This is a genomic window from Pseudovibrio sp. Tun.PSC04-5.I4, from assembly GCF_900104145.1.
In the GTDB taxonomy this organism is placed as follows: Bacteria; Pseudomonadota; Alphaproteobacteria; order Rhizobiales; family Stappiaceae; genus Pseudovibrio.
This window is the reverse complement of sequence record NZ_FNLB01000006.1, coordinates 120116-142500: the sequence shown is the minus strand read 5'-3', so window position 1 is coordinate 142500 and position 22385 is coordinate 120116. Positions and strand designations below refer to the sequence as shown.

Annotated in this window: 18 protein-coding genes; 8 read left to right on the top strand and 10 right to left on the bottom strand. The window is 51.0% G+C overall.

Annotated elements, in window-relative coordinates:
• Positions 1 to 1274: 1274 nt before the first annotated feature.
• Complete coding sequence (locus BLS62_RS05675) at positions 1275 to 2252, top strand: aldo/keto reductase (RefSeq protein ID WP_093188478.1); 978 nt, start codon at positions 1275 to 1277, stop codon at positions 2250 to 2252.
• A 115-nt stretch (positions 2253 to 2367) separates the two neighbouring features.
• On the opposite strand, the gene BLS62_RS05670 is transcribed toward BLS62_RS05675, so the two are convergent.
• Positions 2368 to 2853 carry an acyloxyacyl hydrolase gene (locus tag BLS62_RS05670; protein ID WP_093178045.1) on the bottom strand — a complete coding sequence of 162 codons (486 nt, stop codon included), beginning with the start codon at positions 2851 to 2853 and terminating at the stop codon, positions 2368 to 2370.
• A 543-nt stretch (positions 2854 to 3396) separates the two neighbouring features.
• On the opposite strand from BLS62_RS05670, the gene BLS62_RS05665 reads away from it, so the two are divergent.
• On the top strand, positions 3397 to 5007 hold the full coding sequence (locus BLS62_RS05665; RefSeq protein ID WP_093178042.1) for a BCCT family transporter: 1611 nt from the start codon (positions 3397 to 3399) through the stop codon (positions 5005 to 5007).
• Between the two features lie 71 nt (positions 5008 to 5078).
• Here BLS62_RS05665 and pstS read toward each other — a convergent pair whose 3' ends face one another.
• Positions 5079 to 6197, bottom strand: coding sequence for a phosphate ABC transporter substrate-binding protein PstS (gene pstS, locus BLS62_RS05660; protein ID WP_208990698.1), 1119 nt, complete (start codon positions 6195 to 6197; stop codon positions 5079 to 5081).
• Positions 6198 to 6474: 277 nt separating this feature from the next.
• Here pstS and mgtE point away from each other — a divergent pair, with 277 nt between their 5' ends.
• Positions 6475 to 7881: a magnesium transporter gene (gene mgtE / locus BLS62_RS05655; RefSeq protein WP_093178039.1), complete on the top strand. Its 1407-nt coding sequence runs from the start codon at positions 6475 to 6477 to the stop codon at positions 7879 to 7881.
• 84 nt (positions 7882 to 7965) lie between these two features.
• Complete coding sequence (locus BLS62_RS05650; RefSeq protein WP_093178037.1) at positions 7966 to 8358, top strand: cupin domain-containing protein; 393 nt, start codon at positions 7966 to 7968, stop codon at positions 8356 to 8358.
• Between the two features lie 187 nt (positions 8359 to 8545).
• On the opposite strand, the gene BLS62_RS05645 is transcribed toward BLS62_RS05650, so the two are convergent.
• The 3 genes from BLS62_RS05645 to BLS62_RS05635 all read right to left on the bottom strand — a co-directional run bounded on the left by BLS62_RS05645 (position 8546) and on the right by BLS62_RS05635 (position 13342).
• Positions 8546 to 10096 carry a DEAD/DEAH box helicase gene (locus BLS62_RS05645; protein ID WP_208990697.1) on the bottom strand — a complete coding sequence of 517 codons (1551 nt, stop codon included), beginning with the start codon at positions 10094 to 10096 and terminating at the stop codon, positions 8546 to 8548.
• A gap of 522 nt (positions 10097 to 10618) precedes the next feature.
• A complete protein-coding gene (locus tag BLS62_RS05640; RefSeq protein WP_093178034.1) occupies positions 10619 to 11983 on the bottom strand; it encodes a pentapeptide repeat-containing protein in 1365 nt (454 codons plus the stop codon).
• A 780-nt stretch (positions 11984 to 12763) separates the two neighbouring features.
• Positions 12764 to 13342, bottom strand: coding sequence for a hypothetical protein (locus tag BLS62_RS05635; RefSeq protein WP_093178032.1), 579 nt, complete (start codon positions 13340 to 13342; stop codon positions 12764 to 12766).
• 80 nt (positions 13343 to 13422) lie between these two features.
• Between BLS62_RS05635 and BLS62_RS05630 the strand changes: the two genes are divergently transcribed.
• Entirely contained in the window at positions 13423 to 13989 is a 567-nt protein-coding gene (locus tag BLS62_RS05630; RefSeq protein ID WP_093178029.1) for a Crp/Fnr family transcriptional regulator, read from the top strand.
• A 159-nt stretch (positions 13990 to 14148) separates the two neighbouring features.
• Here BLS62_RS05630 and BLS62_RS05625 read toward each other — a convergent pair whose 3' ends face one another.
• Together BLS62_RS05625 and BLS62_RS05620 are read right to left on the bottom strand one after the other, a co-directional pair.
• Positions 14149 to 15204, bottom strand: a complete 1056-nt coding sequence (locus tag BLS62_RS05625) for a DUF418 domain-containing protein (protein WP_093188472.1) — start codon at positions 15202 to 15204, stop codon at positions 14149 to 14151.
• Positions 15205 to 15295: 91 nt separating this feature from the next.
• Complete coding sequence (locus tag BLS62_RS05620; RefSeq protein WP_093178027.1) at positions 15296 to 15850, bottom strand: TetR/AcrR family transcriptional regulator; 555 nt, start codon at positions 15848 to 15850, stop codon at positions 15296 to 15298.
• Between the two features lie 231 nt (positions 15851 to 16081).
• Between BLS62_RS05620 and BLS62_RS05615 the strand changes: the two genes are divergently transcribed.
• A complete protein-coding gene (locus tag BLS62_RS05615; RefSeq protein WP_093178024.1) occupies positions 16082 to 17074 on the top strand; it encodes a methyltransferase domain-containing protein in 993 nt (330 codons plus the stop codon).
• 57 nt (positions 17075 to 17131) lie between these two features.
• Here BLS62_RS05615 and BLS62_RS05610 read toward each other — a convergent pair whose 3' ends face one another.
• Together BLS62_RS05610 and BLS62_RS05605 are read right to left on the bottom strand one after the other, a co-directional pair.
• Positions 17132 to 17701 carry a carboxymuconolactone decarboxylase family protein gene (locus BLS62_RS05610; protein ID WP_093178021.1) on the bottom strand — a complete coding sequence of 190 codons (570 nt, stop codon included), beginning with the start codon at positions 17699 to 17701 and terminating at the stop codon, positions 17132 to 17134.
• Between the two features lie 35 nt (positions 17702 to 17736).
• Positions 17737 to 18534 carry a class I SAM-dependent methyltransferase gene (locus BLS62_RS05605; protein ID WP_093178019.1) on the bottom strand — a complete coding sequence of 266 codons (798 nt, stop codon included), beginning with the start codon at positions 18532 to 18534 and terminating at the stop codon, positions 17737 to 17739.
• Positions 18535 to 18680: 146 nt separating this feature from the next.
• On the opposite strand from BLS62_RS05605, the gene BLS62_RS05600 reads away from it, so the two are divergent.
• Positions 18681 to 19682 carry a succinylglutamate desuccinylase/aspartoacylase family protein gene (locus BLS62_RS05600; RefSeq protein ID WP_093188469.1) on the top strand — a complete coding sequence of 334 codons (1002 nt, stop codon included), beginning with the start codon at positions 18681 to 18683 and terminating at the stop codon, positions 19680 to 19682.
• A gap of 42 nt (positions 19683 to 19724) precedes the next feature.
• On the opposite strand, the gene BLS62_RS05595 is transcribed toward BLS62_RS05600, so the two are convergent.
• A complete protein-coding gene (locus tag BLS62_RS05595) occupies positions 19725 to 20585 on the bottom strand; it encodes a DMT family transporter (protein ID WP_093178016.1) in 861 nt (286 codons plus the stop codon).
• A 121-nt stretch (positions 20586 to 20706) separates the two neighbouring features.
• On the opposite strand from BLS62_RS05595, the gene BLS62_RS05590 reads away from it, so the two are divergent.
• Positions 20707 to 22119, top strand: a complete 1413-nt coding sequence (locus BLS62_RS05590) for an aminotransferase-like domain-containing protein (RefSeq protein WP_093178013.1) — start codon at positions 20707 to 20709, stop codon at positions 22117 to 22119.
• The last annotated feature ends 266 nt before the right edge of the window (positions 22120 to 22385 follow it).

Below are 22385 nucleotides of genomic sequence, written 5' to 3'. Positions count from 1 at the left end.
CAAGCCAATCCCATATCCCCACTGTTTATGGACATATGGAATCTCCTCAGCAAGATGCCTTTAAGTCAGCTTTGAGGATTGCCCAAAAGCGCTGGTAAACTAATATCAGGAGATGGCTCAGGAGTGCAGAAAAAGGTCGATAACTGGCTCTTCCTAAGTCCTCTTATTAGGTTCCCCCTACACCACGCACTCTGAAGCGTGATTGAATTGGCGGAGATTCGTTCATGTCATACCGGCAATTTCAAGTGGAGGCGCCTTATTAGAGGCGCCGAACCCAATCACTTCCATCAGAGACTGCTGTCACCAGATTTTTTAAAGGTGTGCCGAATACAAAACCCGCAGGTCATAATGGCCGTGGATTTTGTCGTTATTGAAACAGGACGCTGGATGAACCTACTCACGTTGGTCTCAACGCTGTGAATGCTGTGTTGGTGAACTCTTATACGGCTTAGTTTCTAGCTTGGAGAACCGCGTCTATAAACAGTGCTCACTATAGGATTGAAAACAGAGAAAACTTTACCAAGTCGCCGGCTGGGCTTCACCGCGTTGATATTCAACTGGGCCGTATCTAAAGGATCGATGCACAACGGATCCTGAAAGAGCGAGCTTTTATGCCCACCTATTCTCCGTCTGGAGTTCCGAAGGTCTTCCGAGTTGAATGCACAAGCTCCCCTTTCCAGAAGAGGACCTCCAAAGTAAAGGACCCAGAAAACCGAGACCGAAGGTTTAGCAATTACCATCATTCGGCAATTGCTATGTTTGCGTTCTAACTTGCGTTGGTTTGCGTGGAATGTAGGATTGCTGCGTTCTTAGGCGGAAAACTCCGTAAATCCGACGGCTTTCGTGTGGCTATGATTAGAGGACGTAGCTCTAGGCATATGAGCTGAGGAACCAAATGAAAGCACATCGTGGACAAAAGTTATCCTCCCTCTCTCCTAATCTATGCCCCTCACTCTTTAACTAATCCTCCAACGGTCCAGACCTCTCAATCTTTCGGGGCGAAGGCAAGTGACTTCGGCTTTGGTGCAGCAACCAAACTGGACCACAGATCAGCACACATACTTTGTAATATGCAGGATGATGGAATCATCTATCAAAGACACCCACGATTACCAACGGTCTTCTCCAACAATTAGCACTATAAAGGCGCGATCCCATTGCTCCAACATAAGTTCAGTCGAGCTTCGCACATCGGAAATGCCTTTATAACACATTGTTTTTCATAGATTCGTGTGCTCCTCTTTTTCAAGAGTTACCAAGTCATGGATATAACAATGATTTTCAAGCGTTTGAAAGATATGGACGTCTCTGCTCTCGGTTTTGGTTGCTGGGCAGTGGGTGGCACCTGGAACGATACAGAGGATGCGACTTCCATCCGAACCATGCGAACGGCAGTAGATGTGGGCATCAACTTTTTTGATGTCGCCCCGGTATACGGCATGGGACATGCTGAAACGCTGCTGGGGAAAGCATTAGAGCCATTTGAGCGAGAGACAGTTTTTATCGCCAGTAAATGTGGTCTTGTATGGAACAACCCACAACGGCACGTCAAAAACAACCTCACCAAAGCCTCAATTGTTGAGGAGGTGGATCAATCCCTGCTTCGCCTAAAAACAGATTACATTGACATATTGCAGTGCCATTGGCCCGATCCCGACACTTCAATTGAAGAAACGGCTGAGGGTTTGCTTGCTGTCGTGGCAAGTGGCAAAGTCCGTCATCTGGGAGTTTCAAACTTCTCTTTGGAGATGACCAAAGACCTGATGAGGCATTGTGAGCTGGCCACTTATCAGGGCCTCTATAATCTTCTGGAGCCGAATGCCACGCATTATCATAATATTCCGCTAAGCTACCGGAGTAAGGACGAGATCATTCCGCTCTGCGAAGAGAACGATATCAAGTACCTGCCCTACAGCCCGCTTATGCAGGGCCTTTTGACAGGTTCCTTCAAAACTGAAGGCAATTTTGACAAGAACGACGACCGAGCGAACAACCCTAAACTGAACTCACCTTTGCTGGAGCAGTATCTGGGCTGCGCGAACGAATTGAAGGATTTTGCTGCGAGAGTTGGAATGCCTCTGGCTCATCTGGCTATGGGATGGCTGCTCGCGCAAGACGCAGTCGGGCCGATCATCGCAGGTGCCTATCAGGAATGGCAAGTCAAGGAGAACACCGGCTTCATTGACACTGCGTATGATGAAGAGATTTTGACCAACGCAGAAAACATCGTTGCCAACTGGTCCTTGTCATAATGTGAGGTGACAGCACCAATTTATTTGAGCGGGGCACACATCCTCGCTCAAACGAGTCTTTGAAAGCTCAAGCCGTAAATGGCAATTGTCCCGGAGATATACAAAGGCGCTCTGCCTAGAATGTCGAGGACAGCGTTACAAACGCGGTTTCAATGCCGGGGTTTTTCGTGCCGATGTTGGCGTTGGACTTGTGTTCAAATGCCAAACCCACACGCTTGCCCTCCATAATTTGATAGGAGATTGCGGCCTGGCTGCGGAACTCAAGTTTGTGGCCCAAGTTTGTGCCATCATCAGAGGCTGCATAATAACCTGGCATGAAGCTACCTTCTAAGCGGAGGTCCTGCGTCAGATCGTATGTTGCGATGATACCAGCACCAGCCCAGAAATCTGCATCGGCGTCTACTTCTACAGCTGCACCACCACGAACCCCAAAAGAGCCATAGGTCCAAACAGGTTCAGAGCGAACTTCGATTTCGGCCGCGATAGAAGCAGATCGGCCTCGCACCGCATCGTCATAGCCAAGACCTATAAGGACTTCACCGGCAGACGCTGACCCAATAGAAAGAACCGTTGCTGCTGTCAGCAGACAAATAATCTTCATTTAAATGCCCCGGAGCCGAAATAATTGGCCTAAAAAGATTGCGCAGTGTTGCAAAAAATCGAAATATCTAAATTACTATTAGTAGTTTAGTATATTAATAATTCACAACTGTGAATGTTTGATTGCACATTTTACCTATATATCACCCATAAGAGATAGAATTGGGTCGTTTTTAACCAATTTGCGCACATCTGCACCACGCATACGCACTTATACGCTTGTGTGCACCTCATCCATATTTGTAGGTTCGCCCCACATTAAGTGGCGTCAACTTTCACTTCATATCAGCGTCGGCCTTCTTTAAGCGCCTGATCACTCTCGCTGTTTGACGCCTCAACCTATCTGCGCCCCCACCTTGGGGGCGACCGCGTTGCCAACTCCTGCCAAACCGGTGTGGAACTTTTCGTTTTGGCAGTGATCATGCAAGCTCTTCGCGGCAGATGGTAAATAAGCGGATCATGGCTCTTGGTTGAGCTACCTAACCTACGTCGTGTGCGCGGTATCGCTGCATCCGTGGGTGTTCTGCAAACAAACAGGACCAGTATGACTGACCAAACCTGCGCAGACCTCATTCGGGCCCCAGAAGGGCCGACCAACATTATTGATACAGATTACGAACTTGGACAGGACAATATAACTCCAAAGATCGCTGGTGTTGCGTTCGACGTTCACAATGTCGTTTTCACCGTCTCCAGTATCGCGATTGCAATTTTTGTTGCTGTTACTCTGCTCTACAAAGATGAAGTCGGGCCGATTTTCAACGATTTACGCGTATGGCTCACATCTAGCTTCGACTGGTTTTTCCTAGCTGCCGGCAATATCTTCGTGTTGCTTTGCCTCTTCCTGATTGTTTCACCATTGGGCAAAGTACGCATCGGCGGCAGAGATGCAAAACCAGACTATAAATACAGCGAATGGTTCTCCATGCTATTTGCTGCTGGCATGGGTATCGGTCTTGTCTTTTATGGCGTAGCAGAGCCTCTCGGTCACTTTTCTTCCATCACTTCTGGTAGCAGTTGGGCCCCACTGGGCGGTGCAGCCCTGAGCGGTGCGGAAGCTGAACGCCTTGCAATGGCCTCCACCATCTTCCACTGGGCCTTACACCCTTGGGCAACCTACGCTGTACTTGCGCTTGGCTTGGCACTGTTTACCTATAACAAAGGCCTACCGCTCACCATCCGCTCCATCTTCTACCCAATTCTAGGTGAACGCATTTGGGGTTGGCCGGGTCACGTCATCGATATCCTTGCGGTATTTGCGACCTTGTTTGGTCTGGCTACATCATTGGGTATTGGCGCAGAGCAAGCAAACGCTGGTTTGCAGCACTTATTTGGCATTGAAGCAACCACAACAACCAAGGTTGTGCTGATCATTGCAATCTCAGCAATTGCATTGTGTTCCGTTGTTCTTGGTCTGGATAAAGGCATCAAACATCTGTCCACATTCAACGTGATTACAGCAGCTCTGCTACTGGGTTTCGTTGTGCTGGCAGGTCCAACTCTAACGATCTTGAAAAACCTATTCTGGAACCTGGAAGCATACCTTGAGTATTTGCCAGCTCTTTCCAACCCAATTGGTCGGACAGACGATAACTTCCGTCAGGGCTGGACAACCTTCTACTGGGCCTGGTGGTTCTCTTGGGCACCTTTTGTTGGCATGTTCATTGCCCGCATCAGCCGTGGCCGGTCTGTTCGTGAATTCATGATTTGTGTATTGCTCATCCCAAGCGTTGTCACGACACTCTGGATGACTGCTTTTGGCGGCACAGCAATTAGCCTTGAATCCACAAGTACACTGGGTAAAATCGCTAGCGCAGCGACTGAAATCCAACTCTTTGAGTTGCTGAGCAACTTGCCGCTGTCTGAAATAACTTCCGTTCTTGGTGTTATCCTGATCATCACCTTCTTCGTGACGTCTTCTGACTCCGGCTCTTTGGTGATTGATACGATTACGGCAGGCGGCAAGGTGAATGCGCCGGTACAGCAGCGCATTTTCTGGGCGGCTCTGGTCGGTCTAGTCGCCATTGCATTGCTGCTTGGTGGCGGACTTACCAGCTTGCAAGCAATGACCGTTTCAACCGGGTTCCCGTTTGCAATGATTCTGCTGGTTGCGTGTTTCTCGATTGTTAAAGGCTTGATGAGCGAGCCACGCTGATAGCAGCCACGACACACTAGACATTAAGAAGGCGGCAGAATCAGTTCTGCCGTTTTTTTTGTAGTTTGATTTTAGTGGATTGTCGCTGACAGCTTCTTCGCGGCTGTGCGCATGTTGGACGGAAGCGGAATATAACCGGAAGAGATAGATGCACCACGCGCCTGACCACTGAGCACGAACTCTGCGAAAGAACGAACGTCCTTTCCTGTATCAGCGTCGGAATAAACATCTGCCGTTACCAACCAGAAAAACAAGACGATGGGGTAAGCGAAGGGAGATTCCGGATCTAGGATCTGCTCAACAGCCAACGGGTCTCCACTTGTGCTGATTGCCTCGATCGCGGCCTCACCAGCATTGAGAGACGGGGCGACATAATTACCTTTCTGGTTTTCAAGCAATGCCATTGGAATCCCAAGCGTGCTGCCAAATGCTGATGGCGCATAGCCGATAGACCCGTTTACATCCGCCAGTTTTGCCGCGACTTGAGAAGAACTGGGAACGTATATGGTGTCTTTGGGGAAGTTTTTGGGAGGCCATATGGAAGCAGTCATTTCTGACCATGTGTTTTCCACGGACGTTAGGTGGCTGGAGAGGGCAAAGTTTGCGCCGCTGGCATCACTGCGTCCGACAACTGTTATTTTAAGTTTCGGGAGGTGGAGGTCCGGGTTGACCATTCTTATTTCTCGATGGTTCCAGTATTGGATGGAACCATCAAAGATACCTGCCAGAGCATTGCGACTCAGCTTCAGATGCCCAACACCCTCAATATTATAGAGGATACCCAGCATTCCGGCTGTGATCGGGATTTCCAGGAGCTTGCCGGTTTTCTGGGTTGGTTCATTGCCAGCTTCACTGTTATCTTCTTGAGGGAGAACGGCCTCCAGCGGTGCGCTTGAGACTGCAAAATCCACTGTGCCGTTTTGGAGGGCGAGCACCCCCGCGCCACTGCCAATGGGATCATATATGACAACAATATTGGGATTGGCGTTACTGAAAAGCCGCAGGGTCTCGGTGAAGAGTATTTCGGGGTACATGGATCCCGCCCCAGTCAGCTCTTCATTGGGCTGAACCTGCGCATAGCTCTCCTGCGCTTGGGAGGTCGTTGCGACAAGACTGATTGCAAGGAGCGTAAGGAAGGTTGCCGCCATGACGCGGAGAAATTGATAATATGGATAGATCCAGATTGGCATGGCTCGTCTTTCTCGGATTATTTTCAAAAGCCTGACCTTTTTGCGCATCAAGCCAATCAATCCGACCTATCAAGTCTGGTTTGTTACATCTTTCTCATAGCCCAGTTTGGATAAACGATTCCGACGCGAAGCTATCTGCATTCATTTTAAAATTTAGGTATCCGAACCAAACGTCGGCTTCCTCCCAATCTTATTAGGCAGAGATTTACCTCACTCGGGCATGGTCCACACGTGTGTACCACCCATTTAACTGGTTATCTGATTGAGAGAGCGGAGCATGGCAAAGAATAAGGCGCCACTCCATTGGAGCAGCAAAGCTGGCCTTGCCGCAAACGAGCATAATAAGCTGGTTCTGGATGAAGTTCTGACCCTGCTTCATGCGCAAAAGGCAACTGCGCTTATCAAACAGCTTCGCAAATGGCCGCCGACTGATCTATTGCAGTTGCTGACTGCCCTTCCCCTTTCAAATGCGCGGCAATTGTTTAGCATGTTGCCTATCCGTCCTTCCGCCAAAATCCTTGCTGAGCTTTACCCCGATTTTCGGGCTGCCCTGCTGCGCGTCGAGACCATCACCCGTCTTGTCGACATCCTGAACACGATGACGGAAAGCGACCTTGCGGATACGTTGGAGGAGTTTCCGCAGAGTTTGCTGGACCGCGTTATTCCGCGATTGGATGCCAGAGCGGAGATTGAAGCGCGTATTGAGCATGAGGAAGACACCGCTGGCCGCCTGATGAGCCGGAAATTTGTGGCATTTCAGGAGGATTATACCGCTGAGCGGGCGATTGCAGCGATCAAAGGTCAGTATAACCTTGTTGGGCGGTTTCGAACTGTGTTTGTGGTGGATGAAAGCTACAAGCTGGTGGGACGGTTGGATGTGACCCGCCTACTGACGCTAGAGCCGTCTACGCGCATTGGCGATGTTATGGACGCCAATGTGCTGGCGGTGTCTGCGGAGATGGATCAGGAAGATGTGCTGCGCAAGGCGGCAAAGCGGCAGGTTTCCACGATGCCCGTGATCGACAGTACAGGCCGGTTGATTGGCCGGATCACCACGGAGCAAATGAACCAGATTGCGCGTGAGGAGCTATCAGAAGATTTGATGTTGATGGGCGGGGTTTCGCCGGAAGCGCGGCCATCAGATTCTGTCCGTCGGATCATCAAAGGGAGATTGCCCTGGTTGATGACGGGCTTGATTGGTTCCGCAGTGGCTGCCGTGGTGGTTGGCTCTTTTGAAGAGGAGCTGGAGAAAGCCGCTATTTTAGCCGCGTTTATTCCGGTGATCATGTCCATGGCGGGAAACTCCGGCTTGCAGGCCTCTGCTGTGGCGGTTCAAGGCATTGCCACGGGATCTATCTGGACAGGCAGCACGCTGTTCCGGCTTTGGAAGGAGTTTTGCGGGGCCCTTTCCAACGGCTTGATTGCAGGGTGTGTTTTGACGTTTCTGATCACTCTTGGGGCGATTATCTTCGACATCCATGATCCGGTGTGGTTGGCGCTCACCGCGGCTCTCTCGCTTGTCATCGTGACCACTGTTGCAGCCATGGTTGGGGCGTCCGTGCCTGTCATTCTGGATCGCATTGGCATTGACCCGGCAGCGGCGACAGGTGTTTTCATCACCACCAGCAACGATGTGCTTGGGGTGCTGGTTTACTTCACGACCGCCAGTTATCTCTATCTTTGATCTCACCCAGCTCGACCATTGTGCGGTTGACGCCGCAAGTAAAGCATTCCCTACTGGCCCTTTTAGGTGGGAGGGGTAACCATTATGGAACAGGAACAATCATTCAGCCACAGCGAGGGTGAGAGCGCGAAGTTTGAGGCTCGGGGCCTGCGACCCTATTTTGAGTATCGCGATCTTGGTGTGGCAAAGGCAACCAATGGAGATGTTGTTGCCCATGTAATCCGGGCGCGAGAGGGGCACAACGCGACAGGGCAATGGCATATGCATGAGTGCTCCTTCCAGTTTTATTATGTGCTGAAAGGCTGGGCCCGGTTTGAGTATGAAGGCCACGGCATCCACACCGTAAAGCCGGGAGATTGCGTTGTGCAGCCAGCTGGCATTCGCCACAGGGAGATTGAACATTCCGAGGATTTTGAGTTGATTGAAATCGTCTCCCCCGCCAACTTTGGCACACGGGCGGAAGACAGCGCTGTTTAGAACAGATGAGCTACCTGCAGATAGCAGAACACCGGAGCGCTTTACCGGCCCCGGTGTTCTAAAATTTCGTCTCTATATTCTAAAGATAAAGCAGTTTGCCATCCTTCGGATTACCTAAACTGATTTATCTCTTTGCTTTCACGCGTATTCTTATCCGAAAACCGTATCCACTTTTCGGGAATGCGCTTTAACGCTGCGCAGCTGGTGCTGAACGGTTGGACCGGCGTTGACGGTTTGCCGCTGGAGCTGCTGCTGCTCCACCACGACCACCGTTACCGGCGCCATTTCTGCTGCCTGCATTCGCGCCTGGGTTACCGGTTGGCTTACCGCCGCGACCGCGACCGCCACCTGCTGCTGGTTTACCACCTACAGCAGTTTTAGCTGGACCGCGATTTGGCTGAGCACCGCGTGGTGCGCCCTCGCCTGCTGCCTCGCCGTTGGCCGCTCTTGGACGGCCACCATTTGCTGCGCCTGAACGCCCGCCATTGGCTGCTGCTACGCGGCCTTGACCGCCGCCACCAGTACGGCGGCGATTGTTCTGCTGGCCCTTGTTGCGCGTCATACGATGCGGTTCGGTTGCCGGATCATATTCAGCTTCCGGTGTCCCTGGAGCCCAGTCACTATCACCCGTTGCCAGTTTACGGCCAATCAAGCGCTCGATGTCGCGCAGGTATGGCTGTTCTGTCTGATCACACAAGGAAATCGCGATGCCGCTTTTGCCTGCACGGGCTGTACGGCCAATACGGTGAACATAAGCTTCTGGCACGTTTGGCAGTTCGAAGTTGATTACATGGCTGACGCCATCAATATCAATACCGCGAGCTGCAATATCAGTTGCCACGAGGATCTTCACTGCACCGGTTTTAAAACCACTCAGAGATTTTTCGCGCTGACGCTGGCTCTTGTTGCCATGGATAGCAGCAGCTGAGAGGCCCGCTTTTTCCAAATTGCCACTTACACGGTCTGCACCGCGTTTGGTGCGGGTGAACACGATTGCGCGTTCCACATCATCCTGAGACAGGATTTCCTGCAGAGCGGCTCGTTTTCCGCTGGCATTGAGCAAACGGACAGACTGCTCGATCTTCTCGATTGGACGAGAAACCGGCGCAACAGAGATTTCCTTTGGATTGTTCAGGAACTCTTTGGCCAGCTTGCGAATTTGCGTTGGCATGGTTGCGGAGAGCAGAACAGTTTGGCGTGTCTTTGGCAGCTTGCTCAAAATACGGCGGATCGCCGGAGCAAAACCAAGGTCAAGCATCTGATCTGCTTCATCCAGAACGATGGTTGTTGTTGCATCCAACCGGATGCCACGGGTGCCCATGTGATCTTCAAGGCGGCCCGGTGTTGCGATAACAATATCCAACCCACGGGAGAGCGCACGGAGCTGTGGGCCCGGCTTTACGCCACCAAAAATAACAGCATAGGATGGACCGATGAACTGGCCATAAACGCGCACGCTTTCCGCAATCTGGGAGGCCAGCTCGCGGGTTGGTGCCAAAATAAGCGCACGGCATGTATGCGGCGCTGGTTTTTTGCGGTCTTGGGCCAGTCGTGTGAGCAGCGGAAGAACGAAGGCAGCAGTTTTACCCGTACCGGTTTGCGCGATGCCCAGGACGTCCTCGCCCGCAGACATTACCGGAATGACTTCGCTTTGAATTGGAGTAGGGGTTTCATAGCCCTGTGCTGTAACGGCACGAAGGATTGGTTCAGCAAGACCTGCGTCTGCAAAGGTTTTCAAATGTTATTCTTTCTCAAGACATGTAAGAGCATGTTGCGGAATTCTGCATTCGCCTGACATTCTCTAACTTCTCGTTTTTACGCGCGTTCTTGTGGTTTGACTGTGCAAACCAACCGGAGCGCGCTTTAGCCGCCTGCGCAAGAGTATCTCTTGTACAGTGACCTAAATTATAGAAGCTATGAATGTACGCTGTGGCGTTTTTGGGCCAACAGCAGCTCAGCTTCGTTTGTTTGAAGTCCGTTGAAAATTGTGAGACGCATGCCTCTCAAGCGCTTCGGACCACGGTGCGTGCCCGTGCAATATCCCGCTCGAGCGTGGCTGATTTCCGTATTTTCAGAAACAGCAGGGGGGCAAGTCCAGTCGAGGCAAAGCCCCAACAAAATTTGCGTTGGGGGTGCAATACACAAAAACCCACATGATTGCAAGTGTTGTGGTTTGGGGGAGAGAAACATGAGTGAAAAGCATCAGCGACAAACAAAGTAATAGGAATACAGTTCTATTCAACACATGCAGACTGTGCACCTATCCTTGATGAGGCCAACCTACTAAGCCAAGTCTTTTTTGAAATTCGCTGAACGCAGAGCCTATATCAAGATCATTACCATCAAATGGAACCCAAGTTGTAAATGGTGACTTGCTATATAAATCAGCTTCCATTGCTGCTGCCTTTTCAAATTCCCTCTCACTTCGCAACCCTTCAATTTTCTGCAATGCGAGGTAACTCTCGTCTCTTTCGAATGCAAGTTCAGAACTTAGTTGCGTATCTGATGATCCGAAGGTCAAATTGGTTGCTGGAACAGATCCCAGATAATGGACAGCCGAAATATCCGCAGCAACCAAAGAAATTCCATATATATTTCCCAATGATATAGACTCTGCGCCGATATATTTTACCGCTAACGAGCCAACTTGCGGTTTGGGGCGGTTAATACTCGCAAAATCAAACCGCGTACCTTTTAGATCCGCATCCGCAAATTCTGCGAAATTTAGAAGTGCACCATAAAAAAGAGTTCCTTCCAAACTAGCGTTACCAAATAAAGCCGCTTCAAACCTACAATTAATAAGCAATGCAGCGTTAAAATTGCCATGGCGGAAATCTATTCCTGAGAGATCAGCATTTCTCAAGTCGAGGCGAAACTTCTTTTCTTGTTCGGTATTTAACTGCTCTTCCGACCGTCTACCCAATACATTTATTACGACTTGGATATCAGTTTTCGGGATAATCTTCGTTAATGGTGGTTCGGTGGGCTCTAAATTAGAAGCTGGAGCGTTTTCCCGCACGTATGCGCAGAGGATTTCCATAATTTGCAAGTGATCACGCATGCTATCCTGTGCAATTCGTTCCAACGCATAAATCGCACCAATACGAACTTCGAGATTGGGCACACTACTTTCATGAGTCTCACGGTCTATTAGAGGTTGTCCGTCGGGGCGCACTGCTGATATGGGATTTCCGTCTTCATCTCGTAGCCATTTGCCATCTTTTGTTTTGTATCGAGGCAGTTCAACTATTTGTTTTATAAGCTTTTCCGTACCTAATCCTTCGACAGCTTTGTTTATTCGATCTGTTATCTGGCTTTGAACGGCTGTATCGGCATTTTTCTGAGCCACAACGGACCGCCACACTAAAAATGGGGCGCTAAATGCGGCGGCTAACACCAAGCCAATGTTTCTAATCGCGCTACCGGTCGCATCAGATGCATATTGCCCATACCCCAAAAATGCCGCCAATAGGTGCCATAAGCCAAACAAGCAAATCAAGAAAATCGCTATTGCCGAATACAATAGGGCTGCTCCCAAAAGCCCCCCAAGCCATGGAGCTTTTGAAAAATCGATCGCTTTTTTCAGATGAATCCAGTCCGAAAATGTAGGCTTTTCACTTTTCATCGGAACATTTTCCTAAACTCATTCTTGGTAATCCCGAAACCCATAATTCTACGATCATAAGCTCACCTAATAACTATCAAAGATTGTCCTGAGTTGCACAGTTCAACCTCATCACAGAAGCAGATCTCCCCTAACTTCTAGGACTTCAGATTACTGGGTCCCGCATCGAGTGCGGGATGACGTTGAGGTGGGTCGCTTCGCTTTGGCCCGGCCACCAGTGTCTTCCCGGACGAGCGGAGCGCAGATCCGGGATCTAGAGCCAAAGATGCTGAGGTCGGTGGTATCGCTCTGGATCCCGCAGTAAATGCGGGAAGACGACAGAGTGTGAGCTGTCTTCTTCCTATTTCCACCTTCCCCACCGTACCTGACGGCAACATCGCCTTGGACTGGTACAAGTTCCCATTGCCAGTTTAGGCGGTCTATCTCGCACTCCTCTGTGCGGCGGTGAGGCTCTGTATCAGCGGTAACCGCTTCCCTCGCTCGTGGATATTGTGAGGGTTTCAAGCTGCTGCTCATCCGCAGAACGCTGCCTTTAGAGCCTTACATTCTAAATATCTCTTCTCATCAAATGGTTATAGAGTGCGGTCTTGCATTTTAAAGGGCGGCGAGCGCACTTTCGCTGGCATTAAAAATCCAACACCTTGGCACGTTGCCTGCGTTGAGCCGTGGTCCTGCTACTTGCTGCACTGAGCCCTTCCCAGTCGTTCGCCTTGTGAAACCAAATCACCTTTGAAGCCCAGATGAGAGCTTCCATTTCGTCCGGCGGACGGCAGCTTTCGTTCAAGGTTTGATATCAGCGCCAGTGTCAAAGGGCTGAGCTGCCAAGCTCATCTTCCTTTTGCACCACATCCTCCAAATAATAAGGCCTACGAGACCAGTCACTGCAAGAGAAGTTGAGATCGACTTCGAGATGGTTGCTAAACTGGCAACATTGACAAGCGCGTTGGGTATTTCAGGCCAAAGCTTCAGCATGGCTGCAATACAGGCATTTTCAACATAGTCTAAACTTGCAGCGAGCCAGGAGATGATGACACCCGCCCGGACCAACTTGCCGACATTCAAACCATTTCCGGTCAAATAGAAGAAGTTAGAAAGCGTCAATGCAAGAAGTGCTGGGTAGAGCGCGTCCAGCAACAACTGACGCTCAAGATAATACTTACGGCCCGCCTCTCCTAAGGATGCAAGTAGAGCGTGAGCATCTTCTGGCCCATAACCTGCTGGCCGCATATCAAACGGTTTAAGACCCGAAAGCGCTTCTAAGTTGGCCAAAGTACCGAGTACCATGAACAAGTAGATTGTAATCCCCGCCACGCCAAACACAAATGCGCGCCGTGCTTGGGGTGAGAACTGTAAAAACATATGATATACTCCTGCGTGTACACACAGTTGCCCAGTTTTCGGCATCCGGGGCATTATCATCTGATAACGGAAATGACATTTTGGATTTGGCTGGCCTCATTCGCATAATCGATCCTACTCTCTCGACACCAACGCTCGCCGAATTCGAGAAAGCTTGGAAGGTCAGCTGGGTTCCTAAAGGTAAAATTCTGGCCCGTCAGGGGGATCCGGTTAGCAGCGAGCTCGTGATTTTGGACGGAAGGGCGATCAGCCAAATCACCGACTACGACGGTCGCAATGTCTGCGTCGGATTTCACAGCAGTCCGTGCATCATCACACCGCATGTTGCGCGCACACGCGAGATGACGTCCCTCGTGTCACTGGAACTCACGACGGATGCAACCATTGCAGAGTTAGATGCAGCTGCACTTGTGGCAGTAATGCTGAAATCTGACGAGGTTCGGGATTGGGCTAATGCTGTGCTCCGCGAGGAGCTTGCACGCAAAACGGATCGCGAGTGGTGTCTGGCTGCGCTCCGTGGTGCAGAACGACTGACTTGGTTCAGAGACCGTTATCCCGACCATGAATCTCAATTCTCACATGGATGCATTGCGAGCTTTTTGGGTATGACACCTGTGACCCTGAGCAGGCTTCGCCGTACCGCCTAGCTCGGCAATAGCCTGCCTTCACTTAGTCCTTAAAAGCTGCAGTTCGTTAAGACGCTGGTTTGTCTTGCAAAGTGAACTCAAATGAGACTTAGGGTGAACCACCCTTTCCGTACTGAGAAACACCAGTGTTGTGTCTCTCAATTAATCGCATGCAACTGGCTATCCGGCAACTTTGCGCATGAGGGCTTCAATGGGGCCGCGCTTGAAGAAACGGCTCCAGATATAGGCGTAGATTATGGTGATGGCGCAGAACAGAGCCGACGCGAGCATGGAGGTTTGCAAGGTCTGGCCGCCCAGCAAGCCGAGCTCCTCCAGCGTGCCCATGCCAAGCAGAATATGAGCGATGTAGAGCGTCAGCGTTTGGCGCCCTGCCGGGTTGAGCACTGCCAACACCTTTATGCGGGCCAGAGGCTTTGCAAGCAGCAAACACAGGCCGATGACAAAAGAGGCCGCGGACATTCCCACCGCCATATACATGGGCATAGGTGGGATCGGGCTTGTACCTGCCAGAACGGCGAGCTCAAAATGGGTTCTGAACAAGGATGCCTCAAGACCAAGGCTGATGAGGTTTGCGGCGATGAAGCCAATCAACCCGCCGATCATCAAATTGCGCTGGGTTTTGGTCTCTGACAGTGACAACCGGCTGAGCACGATTCCAAACAGCAAAAACGCCAGCCACGGTATAACCGGATGCCAGCCGTTGAAGAACAGGTTGCGGACAAAACCAAGCGGCGTCCAAAAGCCCTGATAGGTGTAGTCTGACCAGTTCCAACCCGCGTCATAATCCAGCAAAAACACCAGTGCCAATGCGGCAAAGACTATTGCGAGAATTACCCCGATGAGCGCGCGGGTATTCAGCTTGAGTAACATGACACCAAACAGGAAATAGAACGCGTAGTAATGCAGGATGTCTGCATCAAAGATAAGCATATTAAGCAAGCCGAGCGCCAGCAAAAACAAAGCGCGCTTCACAGTCACCCAAGCAGTGAGGTTGATGTCACCCAGCTGTGCAGCCAGACCCAATCCAACCCCAGCCAGCACCACAAACGTTGCTGCGGCGCGGCCTTCCAGAGCTTGCAAGATAAAGCCGAGGCCACCTTGTGCCCCTTCAGCTCCCATCACGATGGAAAAGTTGACGATGACCATTCCGACAAAGGCAATGAAACGGGCAAGGTCCAGACCTTCAAGACGGCTGGGCTTCAACTGGGCATTCATCTCATACTCTCCTGAGGCCATTGCGCGGTGGCCTTTATAGGTGCGGATAGGCTGACTGTTTTTGCTCGGCTTATGATGCAGGTTGGATTCGTTATGCTTTGATGCCGCCAAACAACGTTTGCACAGCGAGGGAACTGGCCTCTTCCATGGGCATATCCTCTTGCCGTGCTGTGGTTGCAGCAGCGTAAAGCACAGCATCAAGAGAAGCCATAACCCACTTAGGCGAAAGCGATGGTTGGATGTGCCCCTCAGTTATGACGCGCTCTATGAGCGTAAGCAGCACCTTCTCATGGTGTTTTACATCACGCGCGATTTCCGGATCATCACAGATATCTGGATTTTTCCAGAGGAAGTGGCAATTCTCCGCATGAGGGACAAGAGCGGCGACAATGGCTTTCAGCTGGTCGATGGACTTAGCTTTGCCGATGACCGCGTGTTGACATGCGGCGTCCGTCTGCGCCAGCGAGCGCAGGGCCAGTTCTCGCAGCAAATCTTCCCGCGTGCCGATAACTCGGTGCAGCGTGACCCGCTTTACACCGGCTCGCAGGGCAACATCAGCTAGGGAGGCTCCGGGGTGGACGTTGAGCACCCGCACAGCAGCCTCAAGCAATTTATCTTTGGTGGTGTTTTGGAGTGGTATTGACATGATACATGTATGTATCAACTAGTATCTCATGTCAATTTATAGTTGTACTTTTTCACGCTTAACTCTTGCAAGGCTGCCTGCAAATGCATTGAGGCTACGTGATTTAGTGATCGTTTACGCATAGAGCTAGGCTCGACATAGTAATCCCCCTCTGGGTCAAGGGCATTTATTCAAGGGTTTCGTCATCTGCGGTAATAAGAATAATAAAGCAAAATTTTATGCAGGTGAGATATGTCAGATTTGCTGAATAGATCAATTGGCCATCTAAAGAACATCCGAAAAGACATCAATAAATTCAAACGAGTTAGAGATAATTACGATAAATATGCAGGCTTTATGGTTCGGGTCCGAAGAAATGCCCCTGAATTCCAACTAGTGGATGACCTTAGCCAGCACTGGACATGCTGTAAATCAATCTCAGGGTCGGCATTAGAAGTCGCTTCGTATCCCTTTGTCAAAAGCGAGAAATTTGCCCGCCTTTTGCATGTGCGATGTACCTCTTGCGGCATGACTTTCGTGCCATTTATCGATTTTGATCTCGACGCATATTACGCGGAGGAATACCAAGAGAACGTCCAACCTTTTCGCACCTACAGTGGAGAGTTTTATCATGCGTCTAATCCGTTTTATCAATCACCTACCTTTGAGCGTATGAGGCAGCGGGCCAAGAAACATCTCGATTTACTTGAACATGACAAGGCACACTCGATCTTAGATATCGGCTGTGGGGTGGGCGTCACTTTAAGAGAATCCAAGTCGTTGCAGAAGTTTGCAGACGAGCCTGATCCCTACTCCCAGAAGATTTTGGGAAAAGAGCTTGGCGTTAATCTGGTTAAGTTGGAACAGCTCAACGAGGCTATTGATCACGTTATTGCAAGCCATATAATTGAACATCTTTATATCGGTGAGTTACCCGCGTTTTTCGGTAAGGTACACAAAGCTTTGAAGCCTGGTGGAAAGCTCCTTGTTGAAGTGCCGGATGGAGCTGACCAAATTCATCGCCTCAGGCAAGGAAATCGCGACAATATTTTGTATGAACCACACACTATATCCTTCTCGGGATATGGCTTGGCAAAATACATACGCGAAGCTGGCTTTCATCTCAAAATAATTGTTCCGGGCATAAGCTTTGATCTTTTAAGTCACGATTTGAAGAATGACCTGATGAGAGATGCATTCTTTGAGGAGGGTGCTGGCATTATACTTCTGGCAGAAAAGATCTGATGCTCGGCTGGAGCGGCTCATAGGGTTTTAGAGCAAGCCTATCTGGCCACTATGGCTCTAACTCGCCTCATGGGTTTCTCCAGCCAGAGATACGCCAAGACCGAGGACTGTGCGATTGGCGTAGGCGAAGTAACCTGCCACCTGATTGACCTCCAGAATCGCACCATCGTCTGCCCCCGCCTCGCGAAGAGCTGCAATATCTTCTTCAGTGATGGAGGATGGTGCGCTGGTGAGTTTCTCAGCGTAATCCATGAATGCCAGTTGCTTACCGTGAAAGGCAGCGGAGGGCGTGACGTCCTTTAAGGACTGAGCAATGTCATCCCACTGGTCTGCACTCTCCGGATAGGCAACTCCGCCAAAATGAATGTGATGATCAATGCAGTAGGCGCAGTTGTTTAACACGCTCACATAGACGCCGATGGCCTCCAGAAACCACAGAGGCAACGTATTTCCGGAATGTCCAATCACAGACCGGTAAAACGCTACATGACCTTCCAGCGTATGCGGGCGCAGAGAATGCACGCTGAAGATATTGGCGATTGTGTTGTTGGGTCTTTTGTACTTCTCATAGGACGCCTTCAAGCGTCCTGTTGCATCTTTAAAAGGAGTGTATGAAATCCAGGACATCTGCCGCGATCCAATATCTAAATGTAAAAGTGTGGCTAAACTTTACCGCAATACAGCGCTGTGGTGTAGGCTACATTCACACTGCCTGCCCTGCCCCAATGCCTTTGCAAGATCATACTGAGGTGGGTTAGGAACTCTCCGCCACTTGCTTCGATTGCAGCCTGCACCTTTGTGGAGGACTTCGCCATTTGCACGAAATTTGCCTGTTCCATTGTACGGGTCCACGGCACGTTATGCGTCTCTACCTGTTTGAAGCCCGCAGACGCCATTTCGCCCGCATAATCAAACCCGCGATAATTGCGGGAATATGTTGGGTTATGTGTCTCAATGAGGGCCTCGTAATCCTCCATAAACGCGCTGGCTTCCAGATTGCGGTTGTTCTCAAGGATGACGAGCCTGCCGGAAGTGGGGTTCAAAAGGCGCTGCGCTTCGGTATAAAACTGAGGACGGACAAACCACTGCGCGGCCTGAGCAACGGTGATCAGGTTGATGCTGTCTGACGCAAACGGTAAGGTTTCAGCTGGGGAGATGTGCCATTCTATTGCACCGGTTTCAGCGTTGGTACGGCCCTTTTTATCGCTGGCGCGGGCCTGGGAGATCATGTCTTCATTCAAATCACAGCCGGTGATTTTGAAATCGCGACAGGCATCCCGTAGCTGACGGGTGAGAATGCCCGTGCCGCAGCCGACATCCAACAAGTGTTTCTTCTCCACCCCTGCCGACTGAGGCAGCAGACCGCAAATATGATCCAGAGCTTTCTTCGGGTAACGCGGCCTTGCCAGATCATAGATCTCCTGCAAGCCAGAAAATGCTGTTTTATGTGCTGTCGTCACGCCCTACCCCTTTATTCGTATACGGGTGTGTACGTTTATTATCGAGCGAGTCGCAATATGAAACTGCTTAGAAAAGGTTGATCTCATCACAAGGTTCTAAGGGTGCTTCCTTGCATTTTGGAGAGTTCGCCCCTTAGATGTCTGGCATGAAAATAACTTCCGATATTATTGATGGTGTACCCGTTATCGAGAAGCTCAGCGTGGATGAGCTTTCTGCTGGAACGCACCGTTTCTTCTTTAAAGCCACAACGGATTCTCTGGGCAACTATCACCGCATCCCTGTGATCGTGGTGAAGGGGCAGGACGACGGGACAAAGTTGTTTTTGCAGTCCACCTTGCATGGAGATGAAGTGCAAGGCGTGGATGTGATCCATCAGGTTTTGCCGCATCTGGACCCAGTCAATCTGAAGGGTACTGTTGTGCTCGTCCCCGGTGCAAACCCGCCCGGTATGCAGCTGGCGTCGCGGTATTATCCGGCGCAGACAGAAACCCAGACGCTGACCAACCTCAACCGGATGATGCCGGGAGATGCGAACAGCTCCAACGCGGGCAGCCGGTTTGCCTATGCGTTGTGGCACAATCTTTACATGGGTAACGCGGACCTCTTTTTGGACCTGCACACGGATTCTACCGGATCAGCCTTTCCGTATTTTCTGTTTGCCGATTTCCGCAGTGCTGATGTCTGCCGACTGGCGGCATTGCAGCCAGCAGACCAGATCCAAGAGGATGACGGCATTGATGGTTCTGTAGAAACAGAGTTGGTTATGGCCGGTATTCCATCCCTCACCGTTGAGCTGGGCTGCGCGAACATTTTTGACCCTGATATGACGCGCCGTGGGGTGCAGGGCGTGCTCAACACCATGATCGACTACGGCATGATCAAGGGTAAGGTTGATCTGCTGGGTATCGAGAGCTTTGTTGGCAATGACGACGTATCCATTCGTGCAGACCAAGGTGGGTTTGCACGGGTGCTGGTAAAGCTCAATGAAGATGTTGTTGAGGGGCAGGACGTTGCCACTCTTTCCAACGCTTTTGGCGATGTGGTTGCGACCTACAAAGCGCCGTGTGCGGGCCGTGTGCTGTCTGTGTGTACCTCGCCTCTACGCGAGCCGGGTTCCACCGTTGTGCAGTTGTTGCGGCGGGTTTAGGTATTTGAATGTTGGCGGGCCTCGTTATTGGAGGCCCGCATTTTAAGCGAACCGCTTTGCACCTGCGACGCAGCAGACGACGAGAACTGTCACAGCGATCATAGAAAGCGCCACGGTTTCCCCCAAAAGCAATCCAGCCAGCACCAAACCGAAAAACGGTTGCAACAATTGCAGTTGGCCTACGCTCGCAATGCCGCCATGGGCCAGGCCATGATACCAAAACACGAACCCGATCAGCATGCTGAAGGTAGAGACATACCCCAGAGCAAACCATGCCTGCGGGCTGATGCCTGACCAATCTTGTGGCATCTGTAACAGAGTAAGCACCGACATAACAGGCAGAGCCAATACCAGAGCCCACGAAATCACCTGCCAGCCCCCTAGCCGGCGGGAAAGCACGGCTCCTTCGGCATAAGCAAGGCCGCAAAGTATGATCGCGGCAACCATGAGCAGATTGCCTTGCATTGAAGCCCCGCCGCCATTGCTCAAAGCAAAACCTGCCACCAGCACGCCGCCAACACAGGAAAACAACCAGAAGGCAGGTTTAGGACGCTCTCCTCCACGGAGTACGCCAAAGACTGCGGTTGATAATGGCAAGAGGCCTATGAAGACGGTGGAATGGGCGGCGGTGATGTGTTGAAGCGCCAGTGCTGTTAGCAATGGAAACCCCACAACCACACCTAGCGCGATAATGGCCAGTGATGCCAGATCGCCTCGGGCTGGCAGTTTTTGCCTGAGCACGATGAGAAGTGTAGCTCCCAAAAGAGCAGCAATAGCCGCGCGGGCTGAGGTGAGGAAAAGAGGATCGAATCCACTCACAGCTGTGCGGGTTGCCGGTAGTGAACCACTGAAAATAAGCACACCCAGCAGACCGCTGCCCCATCCTGTTGTTGTTCTTTGCATTTCACACCTCTTTAATTGAGGATTGGTCATAGCGAGATAAGGCTGGCCAAAACAGATACAGAACAATACAATTACACCAAACTGTATGGGTACATTAAACAGTACACTTGGAAAGATGTAGATGGCAGGCACACGTACAAGCGACGTTATGGATGCAATCCAAAACAGAATAGCGAGCCGTGCGCTTTCGCCGGGAGAGAGGTTGCCCAGCATACGCAGCTTCGCGGTTACGATGGGTGTTTCCCCTTCCACAATTACGGATGCCTATGACAGGCTGGTGGCAGAAGGTGTTATTCGGTCTCGTCCCGGTTCCGGCTTTTTTGTCTCGGGAAATACTGCCCCTCTCAAACTGACTGAAATTGCCCCGCAGCTTGATCAGGCTATTGATCCGTTTTGGGTTTCTCGCCAATCTTTGGACGCAAGCCCTGCTATGTTGAAGCCCGGCTGCGGCTGGCTTCCCTCCGACTGGATGCCGAACACCGCGCTTCGCAAAGCGATCCGAAGCCTTGCGCGTGCAGAGGATGCGGTGCTTACAGAATACGGCAGCACACGCGGTGCCTATAATCTCCGCCGGCTCCTTTTCCAACAGTTTGCCGGTGAAGGTTTGGATGTAGACCTTGATCAGATTCTACTTACATCCTCTGGCACGCAAGCCATTGACTTGATTTGTCGATTTCTTCTTCGTCCGGGAGATGTGGTTCTTCTGGATGACCCATGTTATTTCAACTTTCAGGCGTTGTTGAGGGCTCATGAAGTTCAGGTCATTGGTGTGCCTTACACGCCTGCTGGCCCGGATATGGTGCGTTTTGTTGATGCATTGAAGGAACACAAACCACGGCTCTATATCACCAACACTGCGATCCACAATCCAACAGGGGCTTCCCTCTCGCCGCAGATTGCACATCAGGTATTAAAGGCTGCGGCGGCGCATGATCTGGTTATTGTGGAAGATGACACTTTCGCGGGGTTTGAACCGGAGCCTTCTCCTCGTCTGGCGGTGCTGGATGGTCTGGACCGCGTTATTCGCATTAGTAGTTTTTCCAAGACACTCTCTGCCTCAACGCGTTGCGGTTATATTGCTGCGCGTCCAGATTGGGTGGAAGCGCTCATAGACCTTCAATTGGCAACGAACTTTGGCGGGCCCAGCCCTTTGACGGTGGAACTGCTGTATTCAGTGCTGAGCTCTGGCAGTTATCGCAAGCATAGGGAAACCTTGCACCGACGTCTCTCACGAGTGATGCAAGACGCGACCGCTCAGCTTTCACATCTCGGCATTCAACCATGGCTGACCCCGCGCGGCGGGTTCTATCTGTGGTGCACTCTCCCTGATCTAGTAGATTCAGCAGATGTTGCCCGTGCAGCCTTGAAGCGGAACATGGTTCTCGCACCGGGCAACGTCTTCAGCCCCTCTCAATCCATGAGCCAATACATGCGTTTCAACGTAAGTCAGATGATTGAGCCGGAGGTTTACGAGGTTTTGGCGGATGTGATGGAGAGTGTGAGGAGACATTCAGATGCAAGGAGCGACATTTAGTCGGAGTGTAGGCCTAGAGCCCATCATCCTCCACGAACAAAAGCAAATGAAAGCCGGACTATTATCGAAAAGGTTGAGGTTCACTCGAACGTTCGGTTCGCTGTTATTCTGTACACCGCTGACGACCAAGGAGGTTTAGCGGGCTTGTGTACATACCCTTGGCAAACGAAACCAATTGGCACAGGAACTTCTGCGAGAGTTTCAGCAAGCTGAGTTACCCGTGACGAGAACTTAATAATTATTCGCAGGCACGAATAACCCGGAGA